11 protein-coding genes are annotated in these 15,389 nt (G+C 69.6%); 10 read left to right on the top strand and 1 reads right to left on the bottom strand.

The annotated features are described in order from the left end of the window. Window positions 1-8 precede the first annotated feature (8 nt). From M0L44_RS17285 to M0L44_RS17305, 4 genes are all read left to right on the top strand, one after another. Entirely contained in the window at window positions 9-1,580 is a 1,572-nt protein-coding gene (locus M0L44_RS17285) for a methyl-accepting chemotaxis protein (RefSeq protein WP_252771059.1), read from the top strand. A gap of 34 nt (window positions 1,581-1,614) precedes the next feature. Further along, window positions 1,615-3,360 carry a methyl-accepting chemotaxis protein gene (locus tag M0L44_RS22135; protein ID WP_290429066.1) on the top strand — a complete coding sequence of 582 codons (1,746 nt, stop codon included), beginning with the start codon at window positions 1,615-1,617 and terminating at the stop codon, window positions 3,358-3,360. A 142-nt stretch (window positions 3,361-3,502) separates the two neighbouring features. After that, entirely contained in the window at window positions 3,503-5,062 is a 1,560-nt protein-coding gene (locus M0L44_RS22140; protein WP_354004142.1) for a methyl-accepting chemotaxis protein, read from the top strand. Between the two features lie 89 nt (window positions 5,063-5,151). Further along, complete coding sequence (locus M0L44_RS17305; protein ID WP_252771060.1) at window positions 5,152-5,712, top strand: chemotaxis protein CheW; 561 nt, start codon at window positions 5,152-5,154, stop codon at window positions 5,710-5,712. 69 nt (window positions 5,713-5,781) lie between these two features. Here M0L44_RS17305 and M0L44_RS17310 read toward each other — a convergent pair whose 3' ends face one another. Next, window positions 5,782-8,367 (bottom strand): ABC transporter permease, encoded by a 2,586-nt coding sequence (locus M0L44_RS17310; RefSeq protein WP_252771062.1) that lies wholly within the window; start codon window positions 8,365-8,367, stop codon window positions 5,782-5,784. A 220-nt stretch (window positions 8,368-8,587) separates the two neighbouring features. Between M0L44_RS17310 and M0L44_RS17315 the strand changes: the two genes are divergently transcribed. The 6 genes from M0L44_RS17315 (at window position 8,588) to M0L44_RS17340 (ending at window position 15,312) form a co-directional block, all read left to right on the top strand. After that, window positions 8,588-10,189, top strand: coding sequence for an ABC transporter substrate-binding protein (locus M0L44_RS17315; RefSeq protein ID WP_252771063.1), 1,602 nt, complete (start codon window positions 8,588-8,590; stop codon window positions 10,187-10,189). 101 nt (window positions 10,190-10,290) lie between these two features. After that, entirely contained in the window at window positions 10,291-11,451 is a 1,161-nt protein-coding gene (locus M0L44_RS17320; protein WP_252771064.1) for a branched-chain amino acid ABC transporter substrate-binding protein, read from the top strand. 4 nt (window positions 11,452-11,455) lie between these two features. Then, window positions 11,456-12,466, top strand: coding sequence for an ABC transporter permease subunit (locus tag M0L44_RS17325; RefSeq protein WP_252771066.1), 1,011 nt, complete (start codon window positions 11,456-11,458; stop codon window positions 12,464-12,466). Continuing rightward, entirely contained in the window at window positions 12,459-13,328 is an 870-nt protein-coding gene (locus tag M0L44_RS17330; protein ID WP_252771067.1) for an ABC transporter permease subunit, read from the top strand. Before M0L44_RS17325 ends, M0L44_RS17330 begins: the two co-directional genes overlap by 8 nt. Further along, window positions 13,325-14,329 (top strand): ABC transporter ATP-binding protein, encoded by a 1,005-nt coding sequence (locus tag M0L44_RS17335; protein ID WP_252771068.1) that lies wholly within the window; start codon window positions 13,325-13,327, stop codon window positions 14,327-14,329. Before M0L44_RS17330 ends, M0L44_RS17335 begins: the two co-directional genes overlap by 4 nt. Further along, the gene (locus M0L44_RS17340) at window positions 14,326-15,312 is read left to right on the top strand and encodes an ABC transporter ATP-binding protein (protein WP_252771069.1); all 987 of its coding nucleotides are present in this window, start codon (window positions 14,326-14,328) and stop codon (window positions 15,310-15,312) included. Before M0L44_RS17335 ends, M0L44_RS17340 begins: the two co-directional genes overlap by 4 nt. Window positions 15,313-15,389: the final 77 nt, after the last annotated feature.

Consider the following 15,389-nt stretch of genomic DNA (forward strand, 5'->3'; position numbering starts at 1 on the left):
AGACCGCCATGTCAACTCGCCGCATGACGCTGGGCGTCCGGCTGGGCCTGGGCTTCACCGCCACACTGGCCCTGCTGGTCGGGATCACCGTGCTGGGCCTGGTGCAGATGCGCCAGCAGCAGCAGTTGCAGGCTGCGGTCGAGTCAACCAATGACCAGCTGAACCTGGCCCAGCAGTGGCGGGGCCAGACGCAGGTCAACCTGGCCCGCGCACTCTCGCTGGCCAAGGCGGACAACAACCCTCAGCTGGACGCCTACCTGGCGCCCCAGATGAAGGCCACCAGCGCCGAGATCAGCGTGCTGCAGAAGAAGCTCAGCGACAGCACGCTCACCGATGGTGGCCGCCAGGCCCTGGAAACCATTGGCAGCGCCCGCGAGAAGTACCTCGGCGCGCGCAAGCAGGTGCTCGCGCTGCTCAAGGCCGGTGATGCCAAGGGCGCGGCCGAGGTGGACCACAGCCTGCTGCCGGCCGCCGACGCCTACCTGGCCAGCATGACCCATCTGGAGGAGGTGCTCAACCAGGAAGCCACCCTGGCCCGCCACGATGGCGAGACCTCCGCGGCGAACGCTCGCCAGCTGATGATCGGCATGGCGGTGCTGGCCCTGGGCATGGGCGCCTGGATCGCCTGGGCCCTGACCCGTTCGATCACCCAGCCGATGCTCAGTGCCATCGGCACCGCCGAGGCCATCGCCGAGGGCGACCTCACGGTCGACCTGAGCGTCGACCGCCAGGACGAGATCGGCCGCCTGCAGCACGCCATGCAGCGCATGCGGGGCAGCCTGCACGAGATGGTGGCCGGCATCCGCCAGTCCACCGACGGCATCTCCACCGCCAGCAGCGAGGTGGCCACGGGCAGCATGGACCTGAGCCAACGCACCGAACAGGCCGCCTCCAACCTGCAGCGCACCGCCTCCTCGATGGAGCAGCTCAGCGGCACCGTGCGTCAGACGGCCGACGCCGCGCGCACCGCCAACCAGCTCGCCCACACGGCCTCCGACACCGCTCAGCGCGGCGGTCAGGTGGTGCAGGAGGTGGTCCAGAGCATGCAGAAGATCTCCGAGGCCAGTCAGCGCATCGGCGACATCATCGGCGTGATCGATGGCATCGCCTTCCAGACCAACATCCTGGCCCTGAACGCCGCGGTGGAAGCCGCCCGCGCCGGGGAACAGGGTCGCGGCTTTGCCGTCGTGGCGGGCGAGGTGCGCAGCCTGGCCGGTCGCAGCGCCGAGGCCGCGCGCGAGATCAAGCAACTGATCGGCACCAGCGTCGAGCGGGTCGAATCCGGCAGTGTGCTGGTGGACAGCGCCGGTCGCTCGATGGCCGAGATCGTGCAGAGCGTTCAGCGGGTCACCGACATCATTGCCGAGATCACCGCCGCCACCGGCGAACAGAGCTCGGGCATCGCCGAGGTCGGCCAGGCCGTCAACCAGCTCGACGAGATGACGCAGCAGAACGCGGCGCTGGTCGAGCAGTCCAACGCCGCCGCCGAGAGCCTCAAGGACCAGGCCCACCACCTGGGCGAGATCGTCAGCCGCTTCCGCCTGGATCGGCACAGCAACACCGGCCACGCCGTTCATTGAATCACCCAAGGACGCTTTCACCATGATGCAATGGATGCGAGGATTCACGATTCGCCTGCGAATGCAGGGCGCGATCGCCGCCGTGCTGGGCCTGTTCGCCCTGCTCGGCCTCACCACCTTCCTGGGCTGCAACGAGCTGACCCGGGTGAATGAGGCGCTGATGCGCCATTCGGTCAAGGAGCTGCACGACGTCAGCGGCATCCGGACCGCGCTCGGCCAGGTGCGCCAGTTCGAGAAGAACATGGTGATCGACCACGAGGCCGCCGACGCGATGGCGCAGGACCAGCAGCAGTGGACCGGCGCCATCGACCAACTCAAGAAGGGGCTGAGCGCCCTGCAAGAGGGTGAGGAAGACGCCAACAATGCCGTGGCGCGCGAGACCGCGCAGAAGGTCGAGGCCTACAGCGCGGCGGCCACCGCCGTGTTCGCCCAGGGCGGCGCCGAAAGCGCCCCGGCCTTGAACAAGACGCTGTCCGGCGCACGCGAACAGATCCGCGCCGCTGACGACGGCGTCAACCGCATCCAGGCCCTGGTCGACCAGGACATTGCCGAGGTCCAGGTCCACTACCAGACCCAGATGAACCGCCTGCTGTGGTCCTTCGGCGGCGTGATGCTGCTGGTGCTGATCATCGTGATGCCGCTGACCCTGCTGAATTCGGCCTCGATCACCCGGCCGGTGCACCATGCCCGCGACATCGCGCTGGCCATCGCCGAGGGCGACCTGACCCGCTCCATCCATGTCCACGGCAAGGACGAGACCGCCGACCTGCTACGGGCCCTGGACCACATGCAGCGGGCCCTGCGCACGCTGGTGGGCGAGGTGCGTGACAGCTCGCAGCGCATCCACATGGCTTCGCGCGAGGTGGCGGCCGGCAACGCGGACCTGAGCGGCCGCACCGAGCAGACCGCCAGCAACCTGGAGGAAACGGCCAGCGCCATGGAAGAGTTGACCGCCACGGTGCGCGACAGCGCGGCGTCCGCCGGTCATGCCAGCGATCTGGCCAGCTCGGCCGCCCAGGTGGCCCAGCGCGGCGGTGATGCGGTGGCCCAGGTGGTCACAACGATGGACGAAATCAACCACGCCAGCCACAAGATCGCCGACATCATCGGCGTGATCGACGGCATCGCCTTCCAGACCAACATCCTGGCGCTGAACGCGGCGGTGGAAGCTGCCCGCGCCGGCGAACAGGGCCGCGGCTTTGCCGTGGTCGCCAGCGAGGTGCGCAGCCTGGCCGGCCGCTCGGCCGAAGCCGCGCGCGAGATCAAGCAGCTGATCAACGCCTCGGTCGAGAAGGTCGAAAACGGCAGCCGCCAGGTGCAGGACGCCGGCGCCACCATGGGCGAGATCGTTTCCTCGGTGCAGCGCGTCAACGACATCATCCAGGAGATCAGCACCGCCGCCACCGAGCAGAGCAAGGGCATCAACCAGGTCAACAGCGCCGTCGTGCAGCTCGACCAGATGACCCAGCAGAACGCCGCGCTGGTGGAGCAGTCCACCGCCTCGGCGGAAAGCCTGAAGGACCAGGCCGGCCGGCTCAACGACGTGGTGGCGCGCTTCCGCCTCGACAGCAGCATGGCCGCGGCACCCGCGGCCGTGACGCGGGCAGAGCCCCAGGCCGGACCTGCGACACCCCGCTCTCAGGCGCCCGCCAAGCAACCCGCGCCCGCGCTGACCTCCGCGCCCCCGACCGCACGACCGATTGATCCACCGCCCCAGCGGCCCACCCCCGCCAAGGCCGAAGCCACGGCCCCCGCCGACGACGAGTGGGAAACCTTCTGAGGTGCACAGCGCCCTGATGACCCCACCCCCGGGGGCTCAGGGCGTTTCTCTTGGGGCCGAAGCCTTGATCAGGCTCAAGTCCCGTGGGATGTCGCCGATGATCCGGTGAAACCCCTATTCATTGCCTGTCGTGGGAACTGACGTGAACCAACTTCTTCGCCAATTCAGCATCCGTCTGCGGCTGACCGCCGGTCTGGCCGCCCTGGGGCTTCTGATGCTCGTCGTCGTGCTGTGGTCGGTCTGGACCGTCCGCAGCGTGCGCGAACAAGGTGACCAGTTGATGGCCCTGCAGTTGCAGAGCCTGGACACCGCCAACGGCGTGCTGTTCTCGATGGAGCGCATGCAACGCCTGGAACAGGCCACCATGCTCAATGGCAGCAACGCGGTCTCGGCCGATGAGTTCTTCCAGCAGTGGAAGAAGACCGTGGCCTCGCTGCGCAAGGACCTCCAGCCCATGGCCAGCGAAGCCTCTCTGGCCGAGGGCATCAAGGGCTTCGAAACCCATGTGACCGCCCTGCAGGACGTGCTGCAGCAGGTGGTGGATGCCAAGATCGATGCCAGTGCTGCCTATGCCTATGCCGGGCAGGCCCAGGGCGATCTGGACACCGCCCAGAAGGCCTTTGATGGTTGGGTGCAACAGTCCCGCGCTGCGGCCGAGGCCGCCCGCGACGAGGCCCGCACCCGCACCCAGGTGCAGATGGGCGCCAGCCTCGCCTTGCTGGTGGTGGTGCTGGGTGTGGTGGGTGTGATGATGGTGCTGACCCTGCGCTCCATCATCGGCCCGCTGGCCCAGGCCAGCGAGGCGGCCCGGCGCATTGCCGCCGGTGATCTCGGTGGCGAGCTGCCCCGTGAGGGCCGCGACGAGGTCTCCGCTTTCATCGCCGCACTGGCCGACATGCAGACCTCCCTGCGCCGGCTGGTGGGCCAGGTGCGCCACAGCGCCGACAGCATCCTGACGGCCAGCAGCGAGGTGGCCAACGGCAACCTGGACCTGAGCCAGCGCACCGAACACACCGCCAGCAACCTGCAGGAGACGGCGGCCTCGATGGAACACCTGACCGGCACGGTGCACCAGAGTGCCGAGTCGGCCCAGCAGGCCAGCCAGCTGGCCCAGAACGCCACCCAGGTGGCGGAACGGGGCGGCAGCCTGGTGCACCAGGTGGTGGCCACGATGGAGGACATCAACCAGTCCTCCACCAAGATTGCCGACATCACCGGTGTGATCGACGGCATTGCCTTCCAGACCAACATCCTGGCCTTGAACGCGGCGGTCGAGGCTGCCCGCGCCGGGGAACAGGGGCGTGGCTTTGCCGTGGTGGCTGGCGAGGTGCGCAGCCTGGCCCAGCGCAGCGCCGAGGCCGCCCGCGAGATCAAGACCCTGATCGGCGCCTCGGTGGACCGCATCGAGAACGGCACCCGCCAGGCCCGGGATGCCGGCCACACGATGACCGAGATCGTGAGCTCGGTGCAGCACGTCAGCCGCATCATCGACGAGATCAGCGATTCCACCCGGCTGCAGAGCCGCGGCATCGGCGAACTGGGTTCGGCCGTCAACGAGCTCGATCAGATGACCCAGCAGAACGCCGCCCTGGTGGAGCAGTCCGCCGCGGCAGCCGACAGCCTCAAGCAGCAGGCCCACCAGCTCTCGGGCGTGGTGGCCACCTTCCGGCTGGATCCCCACCACGAACAGGGTATCGCCTGAGGGCCCTGCCCTTCAGGATCGCCTGACCCTGCCGATAAACCCAAGGAACCGCCTTTGTTTCGGCGGGCACCCACCCAAGGACAGTCACCATGGACATGATCACCGACGCCGCCCAGGTCGCCCGCCACGAAGCGGCCCGCACCCTCGAGAACGCCCAGGCCCGCGCCAGCAAAGCCGCGGCCGCCCCGGGCGCCGCGCATGGCGAATATCTGACCTTCCGCCTGGGTGGCGAGGAATACGGCATCGACATCCTGCGCGTTCAGGAGATCCGCTCCTACGAGCACCCCACCCGCATCGCCAACTCGCCCGAGTTCCTCAAGGGCGTGGTGAACCTGCGCGGCGTGATCGTCCCGATCATCGACCTGCGGGTCAAGCTGGGCTGCGAGACCGCCGAGTTCAATGCCTTCACCGTGGTGATCGTGCTGAACATCCGGGGCCGCGTGGTCGGCGCCGTGGTCGATTCCGTGTCCGACGTGCTGGAACTCGGTGGCGACACCATCAAGCCGGCGCCGGGCATGAACGCCCAGGTCGACATGTCCTTCATCACCGGCATCGCCAACGTCGGCGAGCGCATGCTGATCCTGATGGACATCCAGGCCCTGATGAGCTCGGCCGACATGGGCCTGATCGAAGACAGCGCCGCCGCCTGACCGGCGTGGTGACCCCCTTCCGGCGGCCATCGGCCTGAGCGCAGATGCCGGGGCACCGCCCCGGTCGACTCACTCGGCCGCTCGGCGCAGCGTCTCCATCACCGGCCGGCGCAACACCTCGCGCAGGCCCCACCAGCCGGCGGCCAGCGCCAGCAGCGCCCCGGCCACCATGCCCAGCAGCGGCACCCAGGGCGCGGCCGTCCAGCTGAACTCGAAGACGAAGCGCGCCAGCGCCCAGCCCACGGCCACCGCGCCGAGCGTGGCCAGCCCCCCGGCCAGCGCGCCCACGCCCAGCAGCTCGGCCCGCTGCACCCGGGCCAGCAGCCGGCTGCTGGCGCCACAGGCCCGCATCACCGCGTACTCGTGGGCCCGGGCCTCGCGGGTGGCACCCAGCGCGGCGAACAGCACCACCAGGCCCGCCGCCACGCTGAACACGAACAGGTACTGCACCGCGCGGATCACCTCGTCGATCACCGCCTGCACCTGGGCCAGGGTGGCCGTCACGTCGATGGCGGTGATGTTGGGAAAGCGCTGGGTCAGGACGTTGTCAAAGCCCTTGCGCGCCGGGGCCTTGAAGGCCGCGATGTAGGTGGCCGGCAGATCCGGCATCTCGGCCTGCGGAAACATCACGAAGAAGTTGACCCGCATCGAGCCCCAATCCACCTTGCGCAGACTGGTCACCCGCCCTTCCACCGTCTGGCCGGTGATGTCGAAGCGCAGCCGGTCGCCCAGCTTCAGCCCCAGCTTCTCAGCCAGGCCGGCCTCCACGCTCAGGCCGTCCTTTTCACCTGCTTGCCAGCGGCCGGCCGCCAGCAGGTTGTGCGGCGGCACCTGGGCCGCATGGCTGAGGTTGAACTCGCGCTCCACCAGGCGACGCGCCTCGTCGTTGGCGGCGTAGCGCGGGCCGACCTCGGTGCCGTTGATGGTGAGCAGCCGACCGCGGATCATCGGGTACCAGTCGTAGCCCCGCACCCCGGCGCCATCGAGCATGGCCCGGAAGTCGGCCGCCTGGTCGGGCTGGATGTTGATGACGAAGCGGTTGGGCGCATCCGGCGGCGTGGCCTGGCGCCAGCTGTTGATCAGGTCGGTGCGCAGCAGCACCAGCAGGGCCAGGGCCATCAGCCCGACCGACAGGGCCGAGACCTGCAGCATGGTGAAGCCCGGGCGCGCGGCCACCTGCCGCGTGGCGATGACCAGCCAGTCCGGCGCGCCGGCCCCGGGCACCAGCCGGCCCAGCAGCTTGACCGCCACCCAGGACAGGGCCGCGAACAGCGCCAGCGCGGCCGCAAAGCCACCCACGGCGATGCCGCCCAGGGTCAGGTCGCGCGCCACCACGACCAGCAGGGCGCCAAAGGCCAGCGCCGCCGCCCCCAACACCCCGGCCGAGGCAGGACGGATGCTGCCCATCTCCCGCCTCAACACCCGCAGCGGCGGCACCTGGGCCAGCTGCAGCACCGGCGGCACGCCAAAGCCCATCAGCAGCGTCAGCCCCACGCCCAGGCCCAGCAGGGCTGGCCAGACGGTGGGCGGCGGCAGGCTGGCCGGGATCAGGTCGGCCAGCAGGGTGACGAACAGCAGGTGCAGGCCCGCGCCCAGCAGCACCCCGGCCAGGCTGCCGCCCAGGCCCAGGGCCGCGAACTCGCCCAGATAGACCGCCGCGATGCGCCGCTGCGACAAGCCCAGCACGCGCAGCATGGCGCAGTCGTCCAGGTGGCGCTGGGCAAAGTCGCGTGCGGCAATGGCCACCGCCACCGCCGACAGCAGCGCGGCCAGCAGGGCCACCAGGTTCAGGAACTTGCTGGCCCGGTCCAGCGTCTGGCGCATCTCGGGCCGACCGCTCTCCAGCGTGTCCAGGCGCACGCCGCGCGCGCCCTCGGCTTTCAGGATGCCGCGCACCCACTGGGTGTAGCGGGCCAGGGCCCGGGCCTGGGCAGGCTCGGCCGCCACCAGCACCCGGTAGGCCACCCGGCTGGCCGGCTGGATCAGGCCGGTCGCAGGCAGATCTTCCTCGCGCAGCATCACCCGCGGCGCGAAAGATTGGAAGCCGGTGCCCCGGTCCGGCTCGGTGGCGATCAGCCCGCCGATGCGCAAACGGGCGTCGCCCAGCAGCAGGTCCTGCCCCACCTTCAGCCCCAGGGCCTCGGTGACGGCCGCATCCACCCAGACCTGGCCCTGGGGAGGCGCTCCCGCGCTGCGCGGCGGGGCCTCGGGCCCGTCCATCAGGCCCAGGCGACCGCGCAGCGGGTAGTTGGCACTCACCGCCTTGACCGAAACGAGGCGGGTGGCCCCACCCTGGGCTTCGTCCGCCCGCGCCATGCTGGGAAACACCGCGTTGCTGCCCACGGCCAGGCCGGCCTTGCGGGCCTGCGCGGCCAGCTCGGCCGGCAACGGCTGGTCGCCCCGCACCACCAGGTCGCCGCCCAGCAGCTGGGCCGCATCGCGCTGCAGCCCGCCCTGCAGCCGGTCGGCGAAGAAGCCCACTGCGGTCAGCGCGGCCACCGCCAGCACCACCGCGGCCAGCACCAGGCGCAGCTCGCCAGCACGAAAGTCCAGCCACAGCTGGCGTGCAGCCAGGCGCCACAGGCCGGGAGGCGTGGCAGCGGCGGAGGGCGGGACGGTGTCCGGAACAGCGGGAGACGGCTCGGCGGCATGCATGGACGCGACGGTACACGATCGCCTGTGACCCTCTTGTTCCTCCCGACAAACCCGAGGACGACCGTGGCAGGGGCCCAGAACTTGCATATGCTTGCGACCTTGTTTGCGTTGACCCCGGGGCGGGCTGCTTCCGAACCGGAGCAGAATGCCCCCGCAACGCCGGGCCGCTCCGATGGGAGCCGCCCGCATCCGACGGCACAACTGTCCTGGAGAAACCTGCATGAGCGTGAACCGTCCGACCCTGCGGTCGGCCCTGGCCTTGGCGGCCCTGCTGGCCTGCGGCGCCGCCGCCAGCGCCAAGACCCTCGTCTACTGCGCCGAGGGCTCGCCCGAGAACTTCACCCCGGCCCTCAACACCACGGGCACCAGCTTCGACGCGGCCAAGCCCGTCTATGACCACCTGACCCAGTTCGCCCGCGGCACCACCCAGGTGGAGCCCGGCCTGGCCGAAAGCTGGACGGTCTCACCCGACAGCAAGGTCTTCACCTTCAAGCTGCGCAAGGGCGTGAAGTTCCACAGCGGCGTCAATGGCTTCACCCCCACCCGCGACTTCAACGCCGACGACGTGGTCTGGAGCTTCGAGCGCCAGTGGAAGCCCGAGCATCCCTATGCCAAGGTGTCCGGCGGCAAGTACGACTACTTCGCTGACATGGGCCTGAAGGACGACCTGGTCTCGATAGAGAAGCTCGACCCCTACACCGTGCGCCTCACGTTGAAGAAGCCCAACGTGACCATGCTGGCCAACCTGGCCATGGACTTCGCCGCCATCCATTCGGCCGAGTACGCCGACTTCCTGGCCAAGGGCAACCGCAAGGAGCAGTTCGACCAGGTCCCGGTGGGCACCGGCCCCTTCCAGTTCGTGGCCTACCAGAAGGACGCGGTCATCCGCTACAAGGCCAATCCGGCCTACTGGGGCGAGAAGGCCAAGGTCGATGCCCTGGTCTTCGCCATCACCACCGACCCGACGGCCCGCTATTCCAAGCTCAAGGCCGGCGAGTGCCATGTGAGCGCCTACCCGCGCCCGGCCGATCTGCCCGAGATGCAGAAGGACCCACTGCTGAAGGTCATCAGCATGCCGGGCCTGAACATCGGCTACTGGGCCTTCAACGTCCAGAAGCCGCCACTGGACAAGAAGGAAGTGCGCCAGGCCCTGACGATGGCCATCGACAAGGCCGCCCTCCTGAAGGACGTCTACATGGGCGCCGGCACCGCCGCGGTCAACTTCATCCCGCCGACCATGGCCGCCTTCAACAGCACGGTCAAGGACTACCCCTACGACCCCGCCAAGGCCAAGGCCCTGCTGGCCAAGGCCGGCGTGAAGACGCCGCTGGACCTCGACCTCTGGTACATGCCGGTGCAGCGCCCCTACAACCCCAATGCCAAGCGCATGGCCGAGATGATGCAGGCCGACCTGGCCAAGATCGGCGTCAACGCCAAGCTGGTGACCTACGAATGGGGCGAGTACCGCAAGCGCCTGCAGCAGGGCGAGCCGATGACGGCCCTGTTCGGCTGGAACGGCGACAACGGCGACCCGGACAACTTCTTCTTCCTGCACGGCTGCGACGCGGCCCGCCCGGGGGGCAACAACATCTCCAAGTGGTGCGACAAGGCCTATGACGCCAAGCTCACCCAGGCCCGCACCCTGACCGACGCCAAGGCCCGCACCAAGCTCTACCAGGAGATGCAGGTCATGGAACACGACGCCCAGCCCGACGACAAGATCGCCCACTCGGTGGTCTTCGAGGTCCTGCGCAAGGAGGTCGTCGGCTACAAGCAGAGCCCCTTCAACACCCACCAGTTCAATGGTGTGGAACTGAAGTGAGCGCCCAGTCCTGACCCCGTCTCTCGGCTGATTCACGGCACGCCGGCCTCCCCCGGCGTGCCGCTGCCGTTTTCCGCATCACCCACCCTTCCCGCACCACCATGAATTTCCGTCTTCGCCGCCTGCTGACTGGCAGCGCCCTGCTCGGCCTGGCCACCGGCCTGGGCACCCTGCTCAGTGCCTGCCAGCCCGTGCCTGACACCCTCAAGATCGGCGTGGCCCAGCCGCTCACCGGCCCGCTGGGTACCCTGGGCCAGGACATGGTGGACGGCGCCCGCATGGCCGTCGAGGACCTCAACAAGGAGGGCTTCAAGGTCGACGGCAAGGTGGTGAAGTTCGAGATCGTCACCGGGGACGACAAGTCCGACCCCGAGACGGGCAAGAAGGTCGCCCAGCAGATGATCGACCAGGGCGTGGTGGCTGTCATCGGCCACCTCAATTCCGGCGTCAGCATGGCCGCCGCGCCGGTCTATGCCGCGAAGATGATCCCGCAGCTGGCCATCTCGACCAAGCCCGAATACACCCAGATGGGCCTGCCCACCACCTTCCGCCTGGTGGCCAGCGATGCACTGCAGTCCAAGGCCATGGGCGCCTTCGCCGCCCAGCTGCCGGGCGGCCCGCACCACTTTGCGGTGGTGGACGACGCCACGCCCTATGGCAAGGGCCTGGCCCAGTCCGCCAAGGCGCAGCTGACCGCCCGCCAGCGCGAGGTGGTGCTGGAGATGTCGCTCGACGCCAAGACCACCGACTTCGCCAAGCTCATCGAGGCCCTCAAGGCGAAGAAGGCCGACGTGCTGGTCACCACCCTGGCCGACTTCCAGGTGCTGGCCCTGGCCGACCAGCTGGCCGCGGCCGGCGTGAAGCTGTCCATCGTCGGCGGCGACACCATCAAGACCCCGGCCATGGCCAAGGCCAACCCGGCGGCCGGCAAGATCTACGCGACCTCGCCCATCATCGGCGTGGACGAGTTCCTGGGTGGCAAGGCCTTCCTGACCCGCTACCGCGCCAAGTTCAACCACGACCCGGTCTACGGCGGCCATTACGCCTACGATGCGGTGTATGTGCTGGCCGCGGCCATCCGCCAGGCCAAGAGCGTGGACGGCGAAAAGTTGGTGGCCGCCCTGAAGACGGTGGACCCGCTGGCCCCGGTGACCAGCAGCATGCGCTTTGCCGACTCGGGCGAGCAGCGCTACGGCGTGGTCAGCGTCTACGAGATCAACAACGGCGACTGGTTCCTGCTGACCCGCAGCGACAACTGGTGAGCTGATGTTCCGCTTCCTCTGGCGCCGGCTGGCGCTCACCATCCCGACCTTCTTCGCGCTGATGTTCGTCACCTTCGTGGCGATCCGGCTGGTGCCGGGCGACCCGGTGGAGGTGCGGGTGGGCGAGCGGGGCATCAGCCCCGAGCGCCTGGCCTACTTCCGCCATGAGCTGGGCCTGGACCAGCCCGTCTGGAAGCAGTTCCTGGACTATGTGTGGCAGCTGCTGCACGGCGACTTCGGCACCTCGCTGGCCACCAACCAGAAGGTGCTCACCGAGTTCGCCACCCTGTTTCCGGCCACGCTGGAACTGAGCCTGTTCGCCATGCTCTTTGCCGCGCTGATCGGCCTGCCGGCCGGCGCCATCGCCGCGGCCAAGCGCGGCAGCCTGTACGACCAGACCCTGATGGGCCTGTCGGTGACCGGCTATTCCATGCCCATCTTCTGGTGGGGCCTGCTGCTCATCATGTACGTGGGCGAGCGCTGGGGCCTGACCCCGGTGTCCGGCCGCATCGACCTGATCAACTTCTATTTCGAGCCGGTGACCGGCTTCATGGTGATCGACGCCTGGCTCTCAGGCCAGCCCGGCGCGGTGTGGGATGCGATCCACCACCTGATCCTGCCCGGCGTGGTGCTGGGCACCATCCCGCTGGCGGTCATCGCCCGCATGACCCGCTCGGCCATGCTGGAGGTGCTGTCCGAGGACTATGTGCGCACCGCCCGCGCCAAGGGCCTGCCGGCCTGGCGGGTGGTGGGCCTGCATGCGCTGCGCAACGCGCTGATCCCGGTGGTCACCGTCATCGGCCTGCAGGTGGGCGCGCTGATGGCCGGCGCGGTGCTGACCGAAACCATCTTCTCCTGGCCCGGCATCGGCAAGTGGCTGATCGAGTCGATCTCCCGGCGCGACTACCCGGCCCTGCAGGGCGGCGTGATGCTGGTCTCCGGCGTGGTCATCCTCGTCAACCTGGTGGTCGACCTGACCTACGGCCTCATCAACCCCCGCATCCGCCATGCGTGACACCCATCCCCTGGCGGACTTCTGGTTCGCCTTCCGCGAAAACCGCGGTGCCGTGGCCGGCCTGGCCGTGGTGCTGACCGTGGTGTTGCTGGCGATCTTCGCGCCGCTCATCGCCCCCTACGACCCCGACGCCCAGTTCCGCGACGCCATCCGCGCCGCGCCGGTCTGGGAGCCCAGCGGCAGCACCCGCTTCCTGCTGGGCACCGACAGCCTGGGCCGCGACCTGCTCACCCGCCTGATCTACGGCGCGCGGGTTTCGCTGTTCATCGGCCTGTCGGTGATGGGCGTGTCCTTTGTCATCGGCGTGCTGCTGGGCCTGGCCTGCGTCAGCTTCGGCCCGGTGATGGACACCGTGATCACCCGCCTGATGGACCTGATCATGGCGGTGCCCAGCCTGGTGCTGGCCATCCTGGTCGTCGCCGTGCTGGGCCCCAGCCTGACCAACACCATCGTCGCCGTCACCATCGTCTACCTGCCGCGCTATGTGCGCCTCTTGCGTGCCTCGGCCCAGGCCGAGCTGGGCAAGGACTACGTGACCGCGGCCCGCGTGGGCGGGGTGGGCAAGGCCCGGCTGATGTTCCACACCGTGCTGCCCAATTGCCTGGCCCCGCTGATCGTGCAGGCCGCGCTGGGCGTGTCCGACGCCATCTTGGAGGCCGCCGCCCTGGGCTTTCTGGGCCTGGGCGCGCAGCCGCCCACCGCCGAGTGGGGCACCATGCTGGCCGATGCCCGCGAGTTCATTCGCTCCGAGCCCTGGCTGGTCACCCTGCCCGGCCTGGCCATCCTGATCACCGTGGTCTCCATCAACCTGGCCGGCGACGGCCTGCGCGATGCGCTGGACCCCAAGATGAGAAAGACATGAGCGCGCCCCTGCTGGACATCTGCGGGCTGTCGGTCCGCTTCGCCACCCGCCGTGGCGCCTTCCAGGCCGTGGACGGCGTGGACCTGAGCGTCGCCCCCAACGAACTGCTGGCCATCGTCGGCGAATCCGGCTCGGGCAAGTCGGTGGCCATGCTGGCCATCATGGGCCTGCTGCCCTGGACGGCCACCGTCACGGCCGAGCACATGCGCTTTGACGGCCAGGATCTGCTCACCCTGACGCCCCGCCAGCGCCGCGCCCTGATCGGCAAGGACGTGGCCATGGTATTCCAGGAGCCGATGAGCTCGCTGAACCCCTGCTTTACCGTGGGCTGGCAGATCGGCGAGGCCCTGGCCCAGCACACCCCGCTGGGCCGGCGCGAACGCCAGGCCCGCGTCATCGCGCTGCTGGAACAGGTCGGCATCCCCGACCCGGTGCGCCGCGCCCGCGCCTTTCCGCACCAGCTCTCGGGTGGCATGTGCCAGCGGGTGATGATCGCGATGGCGCTGGCCTGCAAGCCGCGCCTGCTGATCGCCGACGAGCCCACCACCGCGCTGGACGTCACCATCCAGGCCCAGATCATGGACCTGCTGCAGACCCTGCGCCTCGACACCGGCATGGCCCTGGTGCTGATCACCCACGACCTGGGCGTGGTGGCCGAGGCCGCCGACCGGGTGGTGGTGCAGTACGCCGGCCGCGTGGTGGAGACGCAGCCCGCCGCCACGCTCTTCACCCACCCGCACCACCCCTACACCCACGCCCTGCTGGCCGCCCTGCCCGAGCGCGCCACCGGCGCACGGCTGGAGGCCATCGACGGCGTGGTGCCCGGCCAGAGCGACCGGCCCGCCGGCTGCCTGTTCGCCCCGCGCTGCCGCTGGGCCAACGCGCATTGCCATGCTGTCAAGCCCCTGCCGGCCGATGCCGCCCTGGGCCGCGCGCTGTGCCACACCCCGCTGGACGACGCGGGCCAGCCCATTGCGCTGAACCTGGAGAACGCTGCATGAGCGCCGCTGCTGAAACCGCCGCGCCGGTCCTGGAGGCCCGCGAACTCCAGCGCCTCTACCCCGTGGCCCGCGGCCTGTTCAAGCCGCCCGCCACCGTGCATGCGCTCGACGGCGTCAGCTTCTCCTTGCAGGCCAGCCGCACCCTGGCCGTCGTGGGCGAGTCGGGCTGCGGCAAGTCCACGCTGGCCAAGCTGCTGACCATGATCGAGACGCCCACCGCCGGTCAGCTGCTGATCGACGGGCTGGACGTGGCCCAGGCCAATGCCGAGCGGCGCCGGGCCTTGCGCCGCCAGGTGCAGATCGTCTTCCAGAACCCCTACGGCTCGCTCAACCCGCGCCAGACCATCGGCCGCACGCTGATGGAGCCGCTGGAGGCCAATCAGGTCGGCACCTCGACCGAGCGCGAGGCCGCGGCCCGCGCCATGCTGGCCCGGGTGGGCCTGCGCGAAGAGGCTTTCGACCGCTACCCGCACATGTTCTCCGGCGGCCAGCGCCAGCGCGTGGCCATCGCCCGCGCACTGATGCTGCAGCCGCGCGTGCTGGTGCTGGACGAACCCGTGTCGGCGCTGGACGTGTCCATCCGCGCCCAGGTGCTCAACCTGCTGGCCGACCTGCAGCGCGAACTGGGCGTGGCCTACCTCTTCATCTCGCACGACCTGGGCGTGGTGCGCCACGTGGCCGACGAGGTGATGGTGATGTACCTGGGCCGCTGCGTGGAACGCGGCCCGCGCGACGCCGTGTTCGAGCACCCGCGCCACCCCTACACCCAGGCCCTGCTCTCGGCCACCCCCACGGTGGACCCGGCCCAGCGCCGCACCCGCGTCATCCTGCAGGGCGAACTGCCCTCGCCTATCGCCCGACCCAGCGGCTGCGGCTTCCGCACCCGCTGCCCGCTGGCCTTCGAACGCTGCACGGCGGAGGTGCCGGTGCTGGAAGACGGTAGGAACGGGCGGACCCAAGCAGCGTGCTGGGCGGCCGGCTGAGAAAGCGCCGTCTGCGGGGTGCATGCGGGCGTGCCTTCTGCGGGCATCCCCTTCATTGATGAGGCGACGCAGCACCG

It is taken from the genome of Ideonella oryzae (assembly GCF_024055665.1).
Lineage (GTDB): Bacteria > Pseudomonadota > Gammaproteobacteria > Burkholderiales > Burkholderiaceae_C > Ideonella > Ideonella oryzae.